15 protein-coding genes are annotated in these 13,760 nt (G+C 73.9%); 6 read left to right on the top strand and 9 right to left on the bottom strand.

Features of this window, described 5'->3' with window-relative positions; all coding sequences use genetic code 11:
* Positions 1-31: 31 nt before the first annotated feature.
* Entirely contained in the window at positions 32-265 is a 234-nt protein-coding gene (locus tag VGP36_23970; GenBank protein HEV7657770.1) for an Lrp/AsnC ligand binding domain-containing protein, read from the top strand.
* 9 nt (positions 266-274) lie between these two features.
* Complete coding sequence (locus VGP36_23965; GenBank protein ID HEV7657769.1) at positions 275-859, top strand: DUF3515 domain-containing protein; 585 nt, start codon at positions 275-277, stop codon at positions 857-859.
* Between the two features lie 4 nt (positions 860-863).
* Here VGP36_23965 and VGP36_23960 read toward each other — a convergent pair whose 3' ends face one another.
* The 5 genes from VGP36_23960 to VGP36_23940 all read right to left on the bottom strand — a co-directional run bounded on the left by VGP36_23960 (position 864) and on the right by VGP36_23940 (position 5,907).
* Complete coding sequence (locus VGP36_23960) at positions 864-1,940, bottom strand: D-alanine--D-alanine ligase family protein (GenBank protein ID HEV7657768.1); 1,077 nt, start codon at positions 1,938-1,940, stop codon at positions 864-866.
* Between the two features lie 161 nt (positions 1,941-2,101).
* A complete protein-coding gene (locus VGP36_23955; protein ID HEV7657767.1) occupies positions 2,102-3,121 on the bottom strand; it encodes an LLM class flavin-dependent oxidoreductase in 1,020 nt (339 codons plus the stop codon).
* A 91-nt stretch (positions 3,122-3,212) separates the two neighbouring features.
* Positions 3,213-4,127 (bottom strand): hypothetical protein, encoded by a 915-nt coding sequence (locus tag VGP36_23950; GenBank protein HEV7657766.1) that lies wholly within the window; start codon positions 4,125-4,127, stop codon positions 3,213-3,215.
* Between the two features lie 47 nt (positions 4,128-4,174).
* Positions 4,175-5,185, bottom strand: a complete 1,011-nt coding sequence (locus VGP36_23945) for an NAD(P)H-dependent glycerol-3-phosphate dehydrogenase (GenBank protein HEV7657765.1) — start codon at positions 5,183-5,185, stop codon at positions 4,175-4,177.
* Positions 5,182-5,907 carry a lysophospholipid acyltransferase family protein gene (locus tag VGP36_23940; protein HEV7657764.1) on the bottom strand — a complete coding sequence of 242 codons (726 nt, stop codon included), beginning with the start codon at positions 5,905-5,907 and terminating at the stop codon, positions 5,182-5,184. Before VGP36_23940 ends, VGP36_23945 begins: the two co-directional genes overlap by 4 nt.
* A 93-nt stretch (positions 5,908-6,000) precedes the next feature.
* Here VGP36_23940 and cofC point away from each other — a divergent pair, with 93 nt between their 5' ends.
* The 4 genes from cofC to VGP36_23920 are packed head-to-tail and all read left to right on the top strand — an operon-like array spanning position 6,001 to position 9,973.
* Positions 6,001-6,633 carry a 2-phospho-L-lactate guanylyltransferase gene (gene cofC, locus VGP36_23935; protein HEV7657763.1) on the top strand — a complete coding sequence of 211 codons (633 nt, stop codon included), beginning with the start codon at positions 6,001-6,003 and terminating at the stop codon, positions 6,631-6,633.
* A 16-nt stretch (positions 6,634-6,649) separates the two neighbouring features.
* Complete coding sequence (locus tag VGP36_23930; GenBank protein HEV7657762.1) at positions 6,650-6,844, top strand: hypothetical protein; 195 nt, start codon at positions 6,650-6,652, stop codon at positions 6,842-6,844.
* Positions 6,845-6,884: 40 nt separating this feature from the next.
* Entirely contained in the window at positions 6,885-9,071 is a 2,187-nt protein-coding gene (locus tag VGP36_23925; protein ID HEV7657761.1) for an RNA degradosome polyphosphate kinase, read from the top strand.
* Positions 9,068-9,973, top strand: coding sequence for a bifunctional NUDIX hydrolase/histidine phosphatase family protein (locus VGP36_23920; GenBank protein HEV7657760.1), 906 nt, complete (start codon positions 9,068-9,070; stop codon positions 9,971-9,973). The genes VGP36_23925 and VGP36_23920 overlap by 4 nt, the downstream gene beginning before the upstream one ends.
* 90 nt (positions 9,974-10,063) lie before the next feature.
* Here the strand turns inward: VGP36_23920 and VGP36_23915 are convergent, their stop codons facing one another.
* The 4 genes from VGP36_23915 to leuC all read right to left on the bottom strand — a co-directional run bounded on the left by VGP36_23915 (position 10,064) and on the right by leuC (position 13,759).
* Positions 10,064-10,708, bottom strand: coding sequence for an HU family DNA-binding protein (locus tag VGP36_23915; protein HEV7657759.1), 645 nt, complete (start codon positions 10,706-10,708; stop codon positions 10,064-10,066).
* A gap of 170 nt (positions 10,709-10,878) precedes the next feature.
* Positions 10,879-11,727: a class I SAM-dependent methyltransferase gene (locus VGP36_23910; GenBank protein HEV7657758.1), complete on the bottom strand. Its 849-nt coding sequence runs from the start codon at positions 11,725-11,727 to the stop codon at positions 10,879-10,881.
* A gap of 3 nt (positions 11,728-11,730) precedes the next feature.
* Complete coding sequence (gene leuD / locus VGP36_23905; GenBank protein ID HEV7657757.1) at positions 11,731-12,330, bottom strand: 3-isopropylmalate dehydratase small subunit; 600 nt, start codon at positions 12,328-12,330, stop codon at positions 11,731-11,733.
* A 16-nt stretch (positions 12,331-12,346) separates the two neighbouring features.
* Complete coding sequence (gene leuC, locus VGP36_23900) at positions 12,347-13,759, bottom strand: 3-isopropylmalate dehydratase large subunit (GenBank protein ID HEV7657756.1); 1,413 nt, start codon at positions 13,757-13,759, stop codon at positions 12,347-12,349.
* Position 13,760 lies beyond the last annotated feature (1 nt).

The raw sequence follows: 13,760 nt of genomic DNA, 5'->3' as shown, positions 1-13,760 counted from the left end.
CTCCCCGCATCCACCCGACGAAGGGCTCGCCGTGGTCCAGGCCTACATCCTGATCCAGACCGAGGTCGGCAAAGCCGCCCACGTGGCGACGACCATCGCAGAGATCTCTGGAGTCACGCAGGCCGAGGACGTCACCGGTCCGTACGACGTGATCGTCCGGGCGGAGGCCAACAACGTCGACGAGCTCGGCAAGCTCGTGGTCGCCAAGGTCCAGGCCGTCGCGGGCATCACCCGCACCCTGACCTGCCCGGTCGTGCATCTCTAGACTTCGCCCGTGCCCACGGCGACCGACGAGCATCCCGTCCGCGACCGGTCCGACCGGCGCTCGGCGGCCCGGCTGGCGACGCTGGTCGCGCTGCCGGTGACGCTCGTGCTCGTGGTGCTGGCCGTCGCGCTCGGTCGCGGCGGGAACGCGCAACCGGTGGCGCCGACGGCGACGCCGTCCGCGGCCGCGGCCCTGCCGCCGGTGAAGGTCGCTCCCCCGCCGGCGTTGAGCGCGGCGGCGCAGCAGTCCTGCCAGGAGCTGATCGCGGCGCTGCCGACCGACCTCGGGGACATCCCGGCCCGGCCGGTCGACTCCTCCTCGCCCTACGTGGCGGCCTGGGGCGACCCGGCGATCACGCTGCGCTGCGGGGTGGCCCGGCCGCCGTCGTTCATCGCGACCGCGGACGTGCAGCAGATCAACGGCGTCAGCTGGTTCGCCGAGCGGCGCGGCTCGACGACGGCCTGGGTGGTGGTCGACCGGCCCGTGTACGTCGAGGTGCTGGTCCCGGCGGCGGACGCCGGCGGCCCGGCGGCCCGGCTCTCGACCGCGGTGATCGCGGCGCTCAGGCCCCGGCCGCTCGACCCGGCGAACTAGGGGCCTACCGCTCCAGCGCGGTCGTGATCAGCCGGTCCAGCAGGGCCGCGTAGTCCAGCCCGGACGCCGCCCACGCCTGCGGGAACACCGAGATCGGCGTGAACCCCGGCATCGTGTTGACCTCGTTGATCGTGCACTCGCCGGCCGGCCCGACGAAGAAGTCGACCCGGGCCAGCCCGGCGCCGTCCAGCGCGACGAACGCGCGCGCGGCCAGGTCCTGCAGGCGCTGCGTCACCTCGGCCGGCAGGTCGGCCGGCATCTCCAGCGCGGAGACGTCGTCGAGGTACTTGGCCTCGAAGTCGTACCACTCCCGGCCGCCGAGCAGCGTGATCTCGGCCGGCACCGACACGTCCGGGGCGCCGCCGCCGAGCCCCTCCAGCACCGCGAGCTCGATCTCCCGGCCCGGCACCGCCGCCTCGACCAGCACCTTGCCGTCGACCTCGCGGGCGGTCGCGAGCGCCGCGGGCCAGTCGGCCCAGTCGGTGACCCGGGTGATCCCGATCGAGGAGCCGCCGCGGGCCGGCTTCACGAACACCGGCAGGCCGAGCCGGTCCCGCTCGGCCGCGGGCAGGTCGGCGCCGGCCCGGACCACCGCGTACGGCCCCACCGGCAGGCCGTCGGCCAGCAGCAGCTTCTTGGTGAACTCCTTGTCCATCGCGACCGCGCTGCCGAGCACACCGGAGCCCACGTACGGCACCCCGGCCATCTCCAGCAGGCCCTGGATCGTCCCGTCCTCCCCGTACGGCCCGTGCAGGACCGGGAAGACGACGTCCACGCCGTGCAGGACCCTGGCGCCCTCGCCGGGCTCGACCACGACCAGGCCGCCCGCGGTCGGGTCGCCCGGCAGCACCACCGCGGTGCCGGTGTCGACCGTCGGCAGCACCCGGTCGCGGATGGCCAGCGTCTCCGGGTCGCCCGAGGTGATCACCCAGGCGCCCTTGGGGGTGATGCCGACCGGCACCACCTCGTACACCGCCGGGTCGAGCGCCGCGAGCACGCTGCCCGCGGAGACGCACGAGATCGCGTGCTCCGTGCTGCGACCGCCGAAGACCACCGCGACCCGCACTCTCCGCCCTGACATGGCGCGGACCATACCGGCACGCCTTCGGCGACCGCGCCACCACGCTGTGCTCATGGCCGCTGCGCGAGGACGCTCCATGGCGACATCTTCCCTCCGCGCCGCGCGGCGACCTCGTCGGCGCGTCGCCGCGGTCCGGACGCCGCCGCGCCCCTCCTCCGCGACTAGTGGAAGAGGGGGATCACCTGCTCGCCGAAGCGGGCCATCTCCTCGGCCTGGGGGCTGAACTGCAGCAGCATCAGCCCGACCCCGGCCTCCTCGTACGCCCTGATCCGGTCCGCGACCTGCTGCGCCGTCCCGACCAGCCCGGCCCGCAACCCGCGGTTCGACACGCTGTACTCGCGCAGCGAGAGCTCCCCCTCCAGCTGGGACCCGCGCACGAAGTCCTGGTACGACGCGTACGCCTCGGGCGAGGAGCGCACATCCAGCACCCGGTCCAGCTCGGCCCGGGCCTCGGCCTCGGTGTCGCGCACGATCACGAACCCGGACAGCCCGAACTGCAGCGGCGTCCCGCCGGCCCCGGCCCGCAGGTCCGAGATGCGCTTGATCCGGTCCGCGATGGCCTCCGGCGGGTCGCCGTGCATGACGTACGCGTCGCCGAGGCGGGCGATGACGTCCAGCGCCCGCGGCGACTCCCCGCCCATGTAGACCGGCACCGGCGCGGACGGCTTGGGCTCCAGGATCGCGCCCTGCAACTCGTACAGGTCGCCGTGGTGGTCGACGGTCGGCTCGGTGAGCAGCCGCCGCAGCACGGTCAGCCACTCCTCGGTCCGTGCGTACCGCGCGTCGTGCACGTCGAAGGGCATGCCGTACTGGGTGGCCTCGTCCTTCCACCAGGAGGAGACGACGTTCAGGCTGACCCGGCCGGGCGCGATGAGGTCCAACGTGGACAGTGCCTTGGCCGTCAGCGACGGGGCGTGGTAATTCGGCCGGACCGCGAGCATCAGCTCCAGCGTCGAGGTCGCGCCGGCCAGCGCGGACCCGAGCGTCCAGGCGTCCACCGAGGACGCCCGGTGCCCCTTGATGTCGTTGAGGTTGAGCTCGGCGACCAGCGACAGGTCGAAACCCTGCCGCTCCGAGTCGACGGCGAGATCGCGCAGGTAGGTCCAGGAGACGGGCATGCCCTCGTCCTCGACGTTGCGCAGCCAGCCCCCGAACACCGGCATCCAGTAGCCGAACCTCACTGTGCCCACTCCTCGATCAGGCCGCCGGGCGCAAGCGCCCGGCGACCGGCTCTCGTCGTTCCCCGCTCGCGCTGCGCGCCCTCGCGCTCGCTCACTGTGCCCACTCCTCGTCCAGGTCGCCGAGGTAGCGGGCCACCGCCCGGGCCGCGGAGCGGGGTGCCACCGCCTCGACGTCCGCGTTGTAGTTGGTGTTGGTGTTCACGTCGTACGTGACCAGCCGGCCGGTCGCGGTCTCCAGGAACTCGAAGCCCGCCACCTCCAGCCCGTGCTGCTTGGCGAACCCCTCGTACGCGGCCACCAGGGCCGGCGGGACCGCCTCCGTCCGCAGCGCGAACAGGCTCTCGGTGCTGCCGTCGACCGCGCAGGCGTCGGCCGGGCAGAGCTGGAAGCCGCCCCGGCCGGTGTCCGCGGTGATCGCGTAGACCAGCTCGCCGCCGACGACCTCGGCCCGGGTGATCCGCGGCCGGGCCGGCTCGACGTACTCCTGGACCAGCAGGACGCCGTCCACCGGCGGCTCCAGCCCGGGCAGCGCCGCCGCCAGCTCGTCGACCGTGTCGAAGCGGGCGACGCCGAGGCCCTTGCCGCCCCGGTTCGGCTTGACCACGACCGGCCCGCCGACCGTCCGGGCCGCGGCCAGCACGTCGGCCGGCGCCGCGCCGGCCACCACGACCGTCCGCGGCACGTCGACGCCGGCCGCCCGCAGCAGGGCCAGCTGCCGGACCTTGGACAGCTCCAGGTCCAGCACGGCCCGGCCGTTGACGACCCGCCGCCCGGACGCCTCCAGGTGGTCCAGCAGGGCCCGGGCGTGCTCGGCCGAGGCGTCGTGGCCGCGGGTGTGGGCCGAGGCGCTCATCCGGGACCAGTACACGCCCGGGGCGGGGACCGCGGAGAGGTCCAGCGCTCCCCCGGTGACGAGCGTCTCGTCCCAGTCGACCCCCTCGGCGGCGAACGCGGCCGCGAACGGCGGCATCCACTCCCGGTTCTCGTGCAGCACGTGGACGGTCACGTCCCCGAGTCAACCACCGCCGCCCGGGGTGCCAGCCATGCCCCTACTCAGGTGCTGACCGGACGCTCGTCCTTCAGCCCCCGGCCCATCAGCGCCGGCACCAGCCGGGTCGCGTCCAGGCCCTCGTGACAGACCCGGACGACGCCCTCGGTGATCGGCACGTCCACCCCGACCCGGCGGGCCAGCTCCAGCACCGACCGGCAGGACTGGACGCCCTCGGCGGTCGTGCGGACCGCGGCCCGGGCCTGCTCCAGCGTCTCGCCCCGGCCCAGCCGCTCCCCGAACGTCCGGTTCCGCGACAGCGGCGAGCTGCACGTCGCGACCAGGTCGCCCAGCCCGGCCAGCCCCGCGAACGTCATCGGGTCCGCTCCGAGCGCCGCGCCGAGGCGGGCCGTCTCGGCCAGCCCACGGGTGATCAGCGAGGCCCGGGTGTTGTCGCCGAAACCCATCCCCTCGGCCATCCCGGCCGCCAGCGCGATCACGTTCTTCACCGCTCCGCCGAGCTCGCAGCCGACCACGTCGGTGTTCGTGTAGGACCGCAGGTACGGCGTGAAGCAGGCCTTCTGCACCAGCTCGGCCCGGTCCTTCTCCGAGCACGCGACCACCGTCGCGGCGGGCTGCTCCTCGGCGATCTCGCGGGCCAGGTTGGGCCCGGACACGACCGCGACCCGGCCGGCGTCGCAGCCGACGACCTCGCCGATCACCTCGCTCATCCGCTTGGCCGTACCGAGCTCGATGCCCTTCATGAGGCTGACCAGCGTCGCGTCCGGGCCGATGGCCGGACCCCAGGCCGCGAGGTTGTCGCGGACCTTCTGGGCCGGCACCGCCAGCACCACGATCTGCGCGCCGGCCAGCGCGGCGGCCGCGTCGGTGCTCGCCCGCAGCCCGGCCGGCAGCGCGATCCCGGGCAGGTAGTCGGGGTTCTCGTGCCGGTCGGTGACCGCGGCGACCAGGTCCGGCCGGCGGCCGACCAGCGTCACGTCGCCGCCGGCGTCGGCGAGCACCTTCGCGAACGTGGTCCCCCAGGAGCCGGCGCCGAGCACGGCCGCCCGCATCAGGACGCCTCGCGGGCCTGCGGGCGGCGGAAGAACGTCTCCGGCGGGGTCTCGCCCCGGACCTCGGCCAGCTGGTCCCGGATCGCGGCCATGATGTGGTCGGTCGTCTCGCGCAGCAGGTCGGCCGTCAGCGGCTTCCCCCGGTACGCCGAGAGGTCGACCGGCGGCCCGGCCACGCACCAGGCCTCGTGCCGCGGGAACGGCCGGACCTTGCGGTGCTCGACGTCCAGCATCTCCTGCGGTCCCCAGTTGCAGACCGGGATCACCGGCACGTCGGTGTTCAGCGCCAGCCGGGCCACGCCCGTCCGGGCCTGCATGGGCCAGAAGTCCGGGTCGCGGGTGACCGTGCCCTCCGGGTAGATGCAGACGAACTCGCCCCGGCCGATCGCCGCGACCGCCTCGTCCAGCGACTGCCGGGCCGCGGCCGAGCCCCGGACGACCGGGATCTGCTTGGCCCCGTTCAGCAGCCGGCCGATCCCCGGCACGCCGAACAGGCTGTGCTTGATGAGGAACCGCGGGATCCGCCCGGAGTCCCAGACGTACACGGCGACGGTGAGGAAGTCGGCCTGGGAGACGTGGTTGGACACCAGGATCGCGCCGCCCTGCTGCGGCACGTGCTCCTGGCCCCGCCAGCGGCGCTTGAACAGCGCCCCCACGGTCGGCTTGATCAGCACCACCGAGAGCCAGATCCAGAACCCGGCGTGCTTGCGTCCCGGATGCCGCACCGGACCACCTCCGTCACCCTCGTCGTCGCCCGCAGTCTTCCCGGCCGCGACCGCCGGTGTCCACGCGGCCCACCCCGCGTAGCGTGGGACGACGTGCGGTGGTCCGTGGTCGTGCCGGTCAAGCGGCTCGGCGTGGCGAAGTCCCGGCTGTACGCGGTGGGTCGCCCCCGGCCCGAGCACGAGGAGCTCGCGCTCTCCCTGGCCCTGGACACGGTCGCCGCCGCCCGGCGCGCGGCCGAGGTCGCCCGGGTGGTCGTGGTGACCGACGACCCGGCCGCGGCCGCGGCGATGACCGCGGCCGGGGCGCTGGTCGTCCCGGACGAGCCCGACGCGGGCCTGAACCCGGCGCTGGCGCACGGGGCGGCGGCGGCCGCGCGGCTGGCCCCCGCCGACGGCGTCGCGCTGCTGTCCGCGGACCTGCCGGCGCTGCGGCCGGCCGAGCTGGGCGCCGCGCTGCGGTCCGCGGCCGGCGCGCAGCGGGCGTTCGTGCCGGACGCGGACGGGACCGGCACGACGCTGCTGGCGACCGCGCCCGGCGTCCCGGTCCGGCCCCGGTACGGTGCGGGTTCGGCCGCGGCGCACCGGGCCACCGGCGCGGTCGAGCTGGCCGGGGACTGGCCGTCGCTGCGGCACGACGTGGACACGGCGGCGGACCTGCGGGCCGCCGCCGGCCTCGGCCTCGGCCCCGCGACCTCCGCCTGGACCGCCGCCCACGCGGTCGCCTGAGCACTACCCTCACCCCGTGCAGGCGACCGTGGCGGCGTTCGATCCGGACACCGGGAGCGGCAGCGTGCTGACCGACGACGGCCGCCGGGTTCCGTACGACGGCGCCGCCTTCGCCGCCGGCGGCCTGCGCCTGCTCCGCCCCGGGCAGCGCGTCCGGCTGGAGATCACCGGCGACCGGGTGGTCCGGATCACCATCGCGACGCTCCGCTGACGGTCTCCCTCAGTTCACCGAGCTGAGGAATCATGGCGGCATGACCGCCGACGAGACCGACCGCGACGTCGCCCGCACCCAGGCCGACATCGAACCCGACGACGCCGGCGGCGCGCTGGCGGCCGATCTCGACGGTCACGAACTGCCGCTTGCTCCGGACCTGCCCGACGACCGGTTCTCCGGCCGGGAGCTGTCCTGGCTGGAGTTCAACGCCCGGGTGCTGGCCCAGGCCGAGGACCGCCGGATCCCGCTGCTGGAGCGGGCCAAGTTCCTCGCGATCTTCGCCACCAACCTGGACGAGTTCTACATGGTCCGGGTGGCCGGGCTGAAGCGCCGCCTGGACATGGGCCTGGCCGTGCGCTCCAGCGACGGGCGGACCGCGCGCGAGACGCTGACCCAGGTCTCGCGGCGCTCCAAGGAGCTGGTCGCGCGGCACTCGATCGCCTGGCAGGACGACATCGAGCCGGCCCTGGCCGGCACCGGGATCGTGGTGCTGCACTGGGACGACCTCGACGGCGCCGAGCGCAGCCGGCTGGCGGAGTACTTCCGGGCCCAGGTGTTCCCGGTCCTCACCCCGCTCGCGGTGGACCCCTCGCACCCGTTCCCGTACATCAGCGGGCTCTCGCTGAACCTGGCCGTGGTGGTGCGGGACACCGGGGCGCCGGGCGGCGCGACCGAGCGGTTCGCCCGGGTGAAGGTGCCCAACAACGTGTCCCGGTTCGTGGACGTGAAGGACTCCCGGGCCGACCACGCGTACCTGCCGATGGAGGACCTGATCGCGGCCCACCTCGACCTGCTCTTCCCGGGGCTGGAGGTCGTGGAGCACCACCTGTTCCGGGTGACCCGCAACACCGACATCGAGGTCGAGGAGGACCGCGACGAGGACCTGCTGCAGGCGCTGGAGCGGACGCTGACCCGGCGCCGGTTCGGTCCCGCGGTCCGGCTCGAGGTCCAGGACACGATCACGCCGCGGGTGCTGGACCTGCTCACCGAGGAGATCGACGTCCCGGACGAGGACGTGCTGCACATCCCCGGGCTGCTCGAGCTGGCCTCGCTCTGGCAGATCTACGACGTGGACCGGCCCGACCTCAAGGACCCGCCGTTCGTGCCGTCGACCCCGCCGCGGTTCGCCGAGAACGAGACGGCCAAGAGCGTGTTCGCGACGCTGCGCGAGGGCGACGTGCTCGTGCACCACCCGTACGAGTCCTTCTCCACCAGCGTGCAGCGCTTCATCGAGCAGGCCGCGAACGACGCGAACGTGCTCGCCATCAAGCAGACCCTCTACCGCACCTCCGGCGACTCCCCCATCGTCGAGGCGCTGATCGACGCGGCCGAGGCCGGCAAGCAGGTCGTGGTGCTGGTCGAGATCAAGGCCCGCTTCGACGAGCAGGCCAACATCAAGTGGGCCAAGGCGCTGGAGCGCGCCGGCTGCCACGTCGTCTACGGCGTGGTCGGCCTGAAGACCCACTGCAAGACCGCGCTCGTGGTCCGGCAGGAGGGCGGCTCGATCCGGCGCTACTGCCACATCGGCACCGGCAACTACAACCCCAAGACCGCCCGCATATACGAGGACCTCGGCCTGTTCACCGCCGACCCGGACATCGGCGCCGACCTCACCGACCTGTTCAACGTGCTGACCGGGTATTCGCGGCAGACCGAGTACCGCTCGATCCTGGTGGCGCCGCACGGCATCCGGCGCGGCATCATCGAGCGGATCGAACGCGAGATCGCGCACGCCGAGGCCGGCCGGTCGGCCCGCATCCGGATCAAGACCAACCACCTCGTCGACGAGGAGACCATCGACGCGCTCTACCGGGCGTCGCGGGCCGGGGTCCAGGTCGACCTGCTGGTACGGACGTTCTGCACGATCCGGGCCGGCGTCCCGGGGCTGTCGGAGAACATCCGGGTGCGCTCGATCCTCGGCCGGTTCCTGGAGCACAGCCGGGTCGTCTGCGTCGAGAACGACGGCGAGCCCGAATACCTCATGGGCAGCGCGGACCTCATGCACCGCAACCTCGACCGGCGGGTGGAGGTGCTGGTGCGGGTGACCGACCCGGCCGCCCGGGAGGTCCTGCGCGACACCCTGGACCTCGCGTTCTGCGACGACATCGTGGCCTGGGAGCTGCAGCCCGACGAGGTCTGGCAGCGCAACCCCGGGCAACCCGGCAAGCCGTTGCGGGACTACCAGGAGGTGCTGATGCGCCGGCACGCCTCCCGCAGCCAGTGAGCGGCGGCGAGCGGATCCTCGCCGGCGGCGGGGTCCTGTGGCGCCCGGTCGCGACCGGGCGGGAGATCTGCCTGGTGCACCGGCCCCGGTACGACGACTGGTCGCTGCCCAAAGGCAAGCTCCACGCGGGCGAGCACCCGCTGCGGGCCGCGGTCCGCGAGGTCGAGGAGGAGACCGGGGTCCGGCCGGTGGTCGGACCGCGGCTGGCCACCCAGGAATACACGCTCGGCCCGGACCGCAAGTACGTCGACTACTGGTCGATGACCCCGGCCGAGGGGACGTTCGTCGCCAACGACGAGGTCGACTCGCTGCGCTGGCTCCCGGTCGCCGAGGCCGGCGCGCTGCTGACCTACGACCGGGACCGTGAGTTCGTCGCGGACCACGCGCGGACGCCGATGCCGACCGCGGTCGTCCTGCTGGTACGGCACGCCAAGGCCGGCAGCCGGTCGGCCTGGAAGGGCAAGGACGCGCTGCGGCCCCTGGACGCGCCAGGACGCAAACAGGCCGAGGGGTTGCGGCAGACGCTGCGCTGGTTCGCGCCGGTCGCCGTACGGGCCGCTGAGCCGCTGCGGTGCGTGCAGACGGTCGAGCCGCTGGCGGCGGACCTCGGGCTGCCGGTCGGCTCCGAGCCGGCGCTGTCGGAAGAGGTGTACGACAAGGACCCGGCCGGCGGGCTGGACCGGGTGCTGGCGGCCGCGGCCGCGGGCGGGGTGAGCGCGCTGGCCAGCCAGGGCGGCGTGATCCCCGACCTGGTCGGCACCCTCGCCTCCATGCACGCGGTGACGGTGGGGCGCCGGTCCGGCCGCAAGATCCCGGCTCGCAAGGCGAGCGTCTGGGCGCTCACCTTCCACGGCGCCCGCCTGCTGGCCGCCGACTACTACCCCGACCTGGCCACGGCCTAGAAAGGGACGCGCCCGGGGCCGTACGGTCCGGAACGCGCGCGTCCCCGGGTCGGCGGGAGGCCGGCCCGGGGACGCTGACGCGGGGAGGGACTACGCGGTGGTCTTCGCCGCGGTCTTGCGCGGCGTCGACTTCGCCGCCGCCTTCTTCGCCGGCGTGGCCTTGGCCGTCGTCTTCTTCGCCGCCGGAGCCTTCGTCGCGGTCGTCTTGGACGCGAGCGTCTTCGCCGCGGCGGTCTTCGTCGCCTTGGCCGGGGCCGGCGACTTGGTCGCGAGCGTCTTCGCCGCCGCCGTCTTCTTGGCCGGCGTCGCCTTCGCCGCGGTCTTCGTCGCCCGGGCCGGGGTGGCCTTGGCCGCGGTGGTGCTGCGCGTGGTCGTCGCCTTCGCCGGCGCCGCCTTCGCGGTCGACTTGGCCGCGGTCGCCGCCGCCGCCTTGGCCGGAGCCACCTTCGCCAGCTTCTTCGAGCCGTTCACGACGTTCTTGAACTCCTGGCCCGCGCGGAACGCCGGCACGGAGGTCTTCTTGACCCGGACCTTCTCGCCGGTCGCGGGGTTGCGGGCCGTGCGGGCCGCGCGGTCGCGCTTCTCGAACACGCCGAACCCGGTCAGGGCGACCTTCTCGCCCTTCTGCACGGTCCGGTAGACCGTGTCGAGCAGCGCGTCGACCGTGGCTTGGGTGCGTTTCTTGTCCTCGCCGAGGCGCGTGGAAAGCGCTTCGACCAGCTGTGCCTTGTTCACTGTTTGGTCCTCCCGGGACAGGTCTCGGCTTTCTTCGCGCCGATCTGAGGCGAACGGTAAGCGTCGATCCGGCGCAAAACAAACACCGGACTGCCCACGGAACGCCTGTGTCGCAAGCAGTTCCCGCGAATTCACATCCGGAAACCACTACGGGACAGGCGATTCACCCCTCAGGAGGGCCGTACGAGCAGGTCCAGGCGGACGAAATCAATGTCGAAACTTCCGTCGGCGCGCCGCAGTTCGGACGCCGCCCGCTGCTCGCACCGGGCCCGGAACTCCGCCGACGCCCCGGCCGGCAGCACCGGCTCGTACGCCGGGAAGGTCTGGGAGCGCAGCCAGCCGAGCATCCCCTCCGCCGCCGGGAACTCCCGGACCTGCCGCAGCAGCCGGACCCACCCCCCGGCCGGAGCCCCGTCGGCCGGGCCGCCGTCGGCCGGCCCCTTCCCGGCCGGGCCTTCCGCGGCCGGCACCGCGAAGCCGGCGGCGGCCAGCAGCGGCCGGTACTGCTCGGGCGAGGGGAAGAACCAGCCGGCCGGCCCGCCGCCGAGCCGGGCCGACTCCTCGTCCAGGATCGCCTTCACCGGCGCGATCTGCCCGGCGCCGCCGAACTCGGCCCGGAACAACCCGCCCGGCCGCAGCGTCCGGCGGACCTGGGCCAGCATGCCGGGGTGGTCGGCCGCGGGCACCCAGTGCAGCGCCGCGACCGAGAACACCGCGTCCACCGAGGCCGCCGGCACCACCCGGTCGAGCTCCTGGGCCGCGCAGACCTCGAAGGACAGGGACGCCGAGCCGTACCGCTGCGCGGCGGTCGCGACCATGCCGGGGTCGGCGTCCACCCCGAGCACGGTCACGGCCTCGCCCAGCCCGGCCAGCCCGGCGGTGAAATCACCGACACCGCAGCCGACGTCGAGCGCCCGGGAGCCCGCCGGCAGCGACAGCCCGCCGAGGACGTCGCTGTCGTGCCGGCGGTGGTGGGCGGTGTTGGCCGCGTAGAGCTCGGCGTCCCAGGAGGTCGTCACCGCTCAGCCGACCGGCACCGTGGTCGGTGTGAACGACGGGCGGGTCGCCTCGTACGCGTCGACGTCGGCGGTGTGGGTCAGCGTCAGGCCGATGTCGTCGAGGCCGTTGAGCAGGCGCCAGCGGGTGAAGTCGTCGAGCTCGAAGGGCACCGCGGTCCCGTCGTAGCGGACCTCCCGGCTCTGCAGGTCGACGGTGACCTCGGACGCCGGGTCCTTCTCGGCCCGGGCCCACAGCTCCTCGACCACGTCCTCGGGCAGCAGGACGGTCAGCAGCCCGGCCTTGAGCGAGTTGCCGCGGAAGATGTCGCCGAACCGGGGCGAGAGCACGACCTTGAACCCGTGGTCCTGCAGGGCCCAGACGGCGTGCTCGCGGGAGGAACCGGTGCCGAAGTCGGGGCCGGCGACGAGGACGGTGGCTCCCGCGTACTCGTCCCGGTTCAGGACGAAGCCCGGGTCCTTCGAGCGCCAGGCCGAGAACAGGCCGGCGCCGAAGCCGGTCCGGCTGACCTGCTTGAGCCAGACGGCCGGGATGATCTGGTCGGTGTCGACGTCGCTGCGGCGCAGCGGGACCACCCGGCCGGTGTGGACGGTGAACTTCTCCATGTCTGCGGCCCTCTCTCTACAGGTCTGCCGGGGCGGTCAGCCGGCCGGTGACGGCGGTGGCGGCGGCGACCGGCGGCGAGACCAGGTGGGTCCGGCCGCCCTTGCCCTGCCGGCCCTCGAAGTTGCGGTTGCTGGTGCTGGCCGAGCGCTCCCCCGGCGCGAGCTGGTCGGGGTTCATGCCCAGGCACATCGAGCAGCCGGCCGAGCGCCACTCGGCCCCGGCCGCGAGGAAGACCTCGTGCAGCCCCTCCAGCTCGGCCTGCTCCTTGACCCGCATGGAGCCGGGCACGACGAGCATCCGCACCCCGCCGGCGACCGTGCGGCCCTGGATCACCGCGGCCGCGGCCCGCAGGTCCTCGATCCGCCCGTTGGTGCAGGAGCCGAGGAACACCGTGTCCACCGCGACGTCGCGCATCGCGGTCCCGGCCGCCAGCCCCATGTACGCCAGCGCCGACTCGGCCGCCGTGCGCTGGTTGGCGTCCGTCATCCCGGCCGGGTCCGGGACCCGCCCGGACAGCGGCACACCCTGCCCCGGGTTGGTCCCCCAGGTGACGAACGGCGAGAGCGACGCCGCGTCGAGCACGACCTCGCGGTCGAACGTCGCGTCCGGCTCGCTGCGCAGCGTCCGCCAGTACGCCAGCGCGGCGTCCCAGTCGGCCCCCTGCGGCGTGTGCGGCCGGCCCTTGAGGTAGGCGAAGGTGGTCTCGTCCGGGGCGATCATCCCGGCCTTGGCGCCCGCCTCGATCGACATGTTGCAGATCGTCATCCGGGCTTCCATCGACATCGCCTCGATCGCCGCCCCGCGATACTCGACCAGGTAACCCTGGCCGCCGCCGGTGCCGATCTTCGCGATCAGCGCGAGCACGAGGTCCTTCGCGGTGACGCCCTCGGGCAGCTCGCCCTCGACCGTGACCGCCATCGTCCTCTGTGGACGCTGGGTCAGCGTCTGGGTCGCCAGCACGTGCTCGACCTCGCTGGTGCCGATGCCGAAGGCGAGGGCGCCGAACGCGCCGTGGGTGCTGGTGTGGGAGTCGCCGCAGACGATGGTCAGGCCGGGCTGGGTCAGGCCCAGCTGCGGGCCGATGACGTGCACGATGCCCTGCTCGCGGTCGCCCATCGGGTAGAGCGGGACGCCGAACTCGGCGCAGTTGCGGCGCAGCGTCTCCACCTGGGTGGCCGAGACCTTGTCCGCGATCGGGAGCTCGATGTCGAGCGTCGGGACGTTGTGGTCCTCGGTGGCGATGGTGAGGTCGGGCCGGCGGACCGTGCGGCCGGCCAGCCGCAGCCCGTCGAACGCCTGCGGGCTGGTGACCTCGTGCACGAGGTGCAGGTCGATGTAGAGCAGGTCGGGCTCGCCCTCGGCCCGGCGCACCACGTGCGACTCCCACAGTTTCTCGGCCAGTGTGCCGGCCATCCGCGCTCGCCTCATC

This window comes from Mycobacteriales bacterium, assembly GCA_035995165.1.
Taxonomy (GTDB): domain Bacteria; phylum Actinomycetota; class Actinomycetes; order Mycobacteriales; family CADCTP01; genus CADCTP01.
The sequence above is the reverse complement of the archived record's forward strand: the minus strand, read 5'-3'. Positions and strand labels throughout refer to the sequence as shown.

Bases quoted from the DNA above. Each gene is read 5' to 3' on its own strand.
- leuC (HEV7657756.1), bottom strand. From the start codon at position 13,759: ATGAGGCGAGCGCGGATGGCCGGCACACTGGCCGAGAAACTGTGGGAG.
- VGP36_23925 (HEV7657761.1), top strand. From the start codon at position 6,885: ATGACCGCCGACGAGACCGACCGCGACGTCGCCCGCACCCAGGCCGAC.
- leuD (HEV7657757.1), bottom strand. From the start codon at position 12,330: ATGGAGAAGTTCACCGTCCACACCGGCCGGGTGGTCCCGCTGCGCCGC.
- VGP36_23960 (HEV7657768.1), bottom strand. From the start codon at position 1,940: ATGTCAGGGCGGAGAGTGCGGGTCGCGGTGGTCTTCGGCGGTCGCAGC.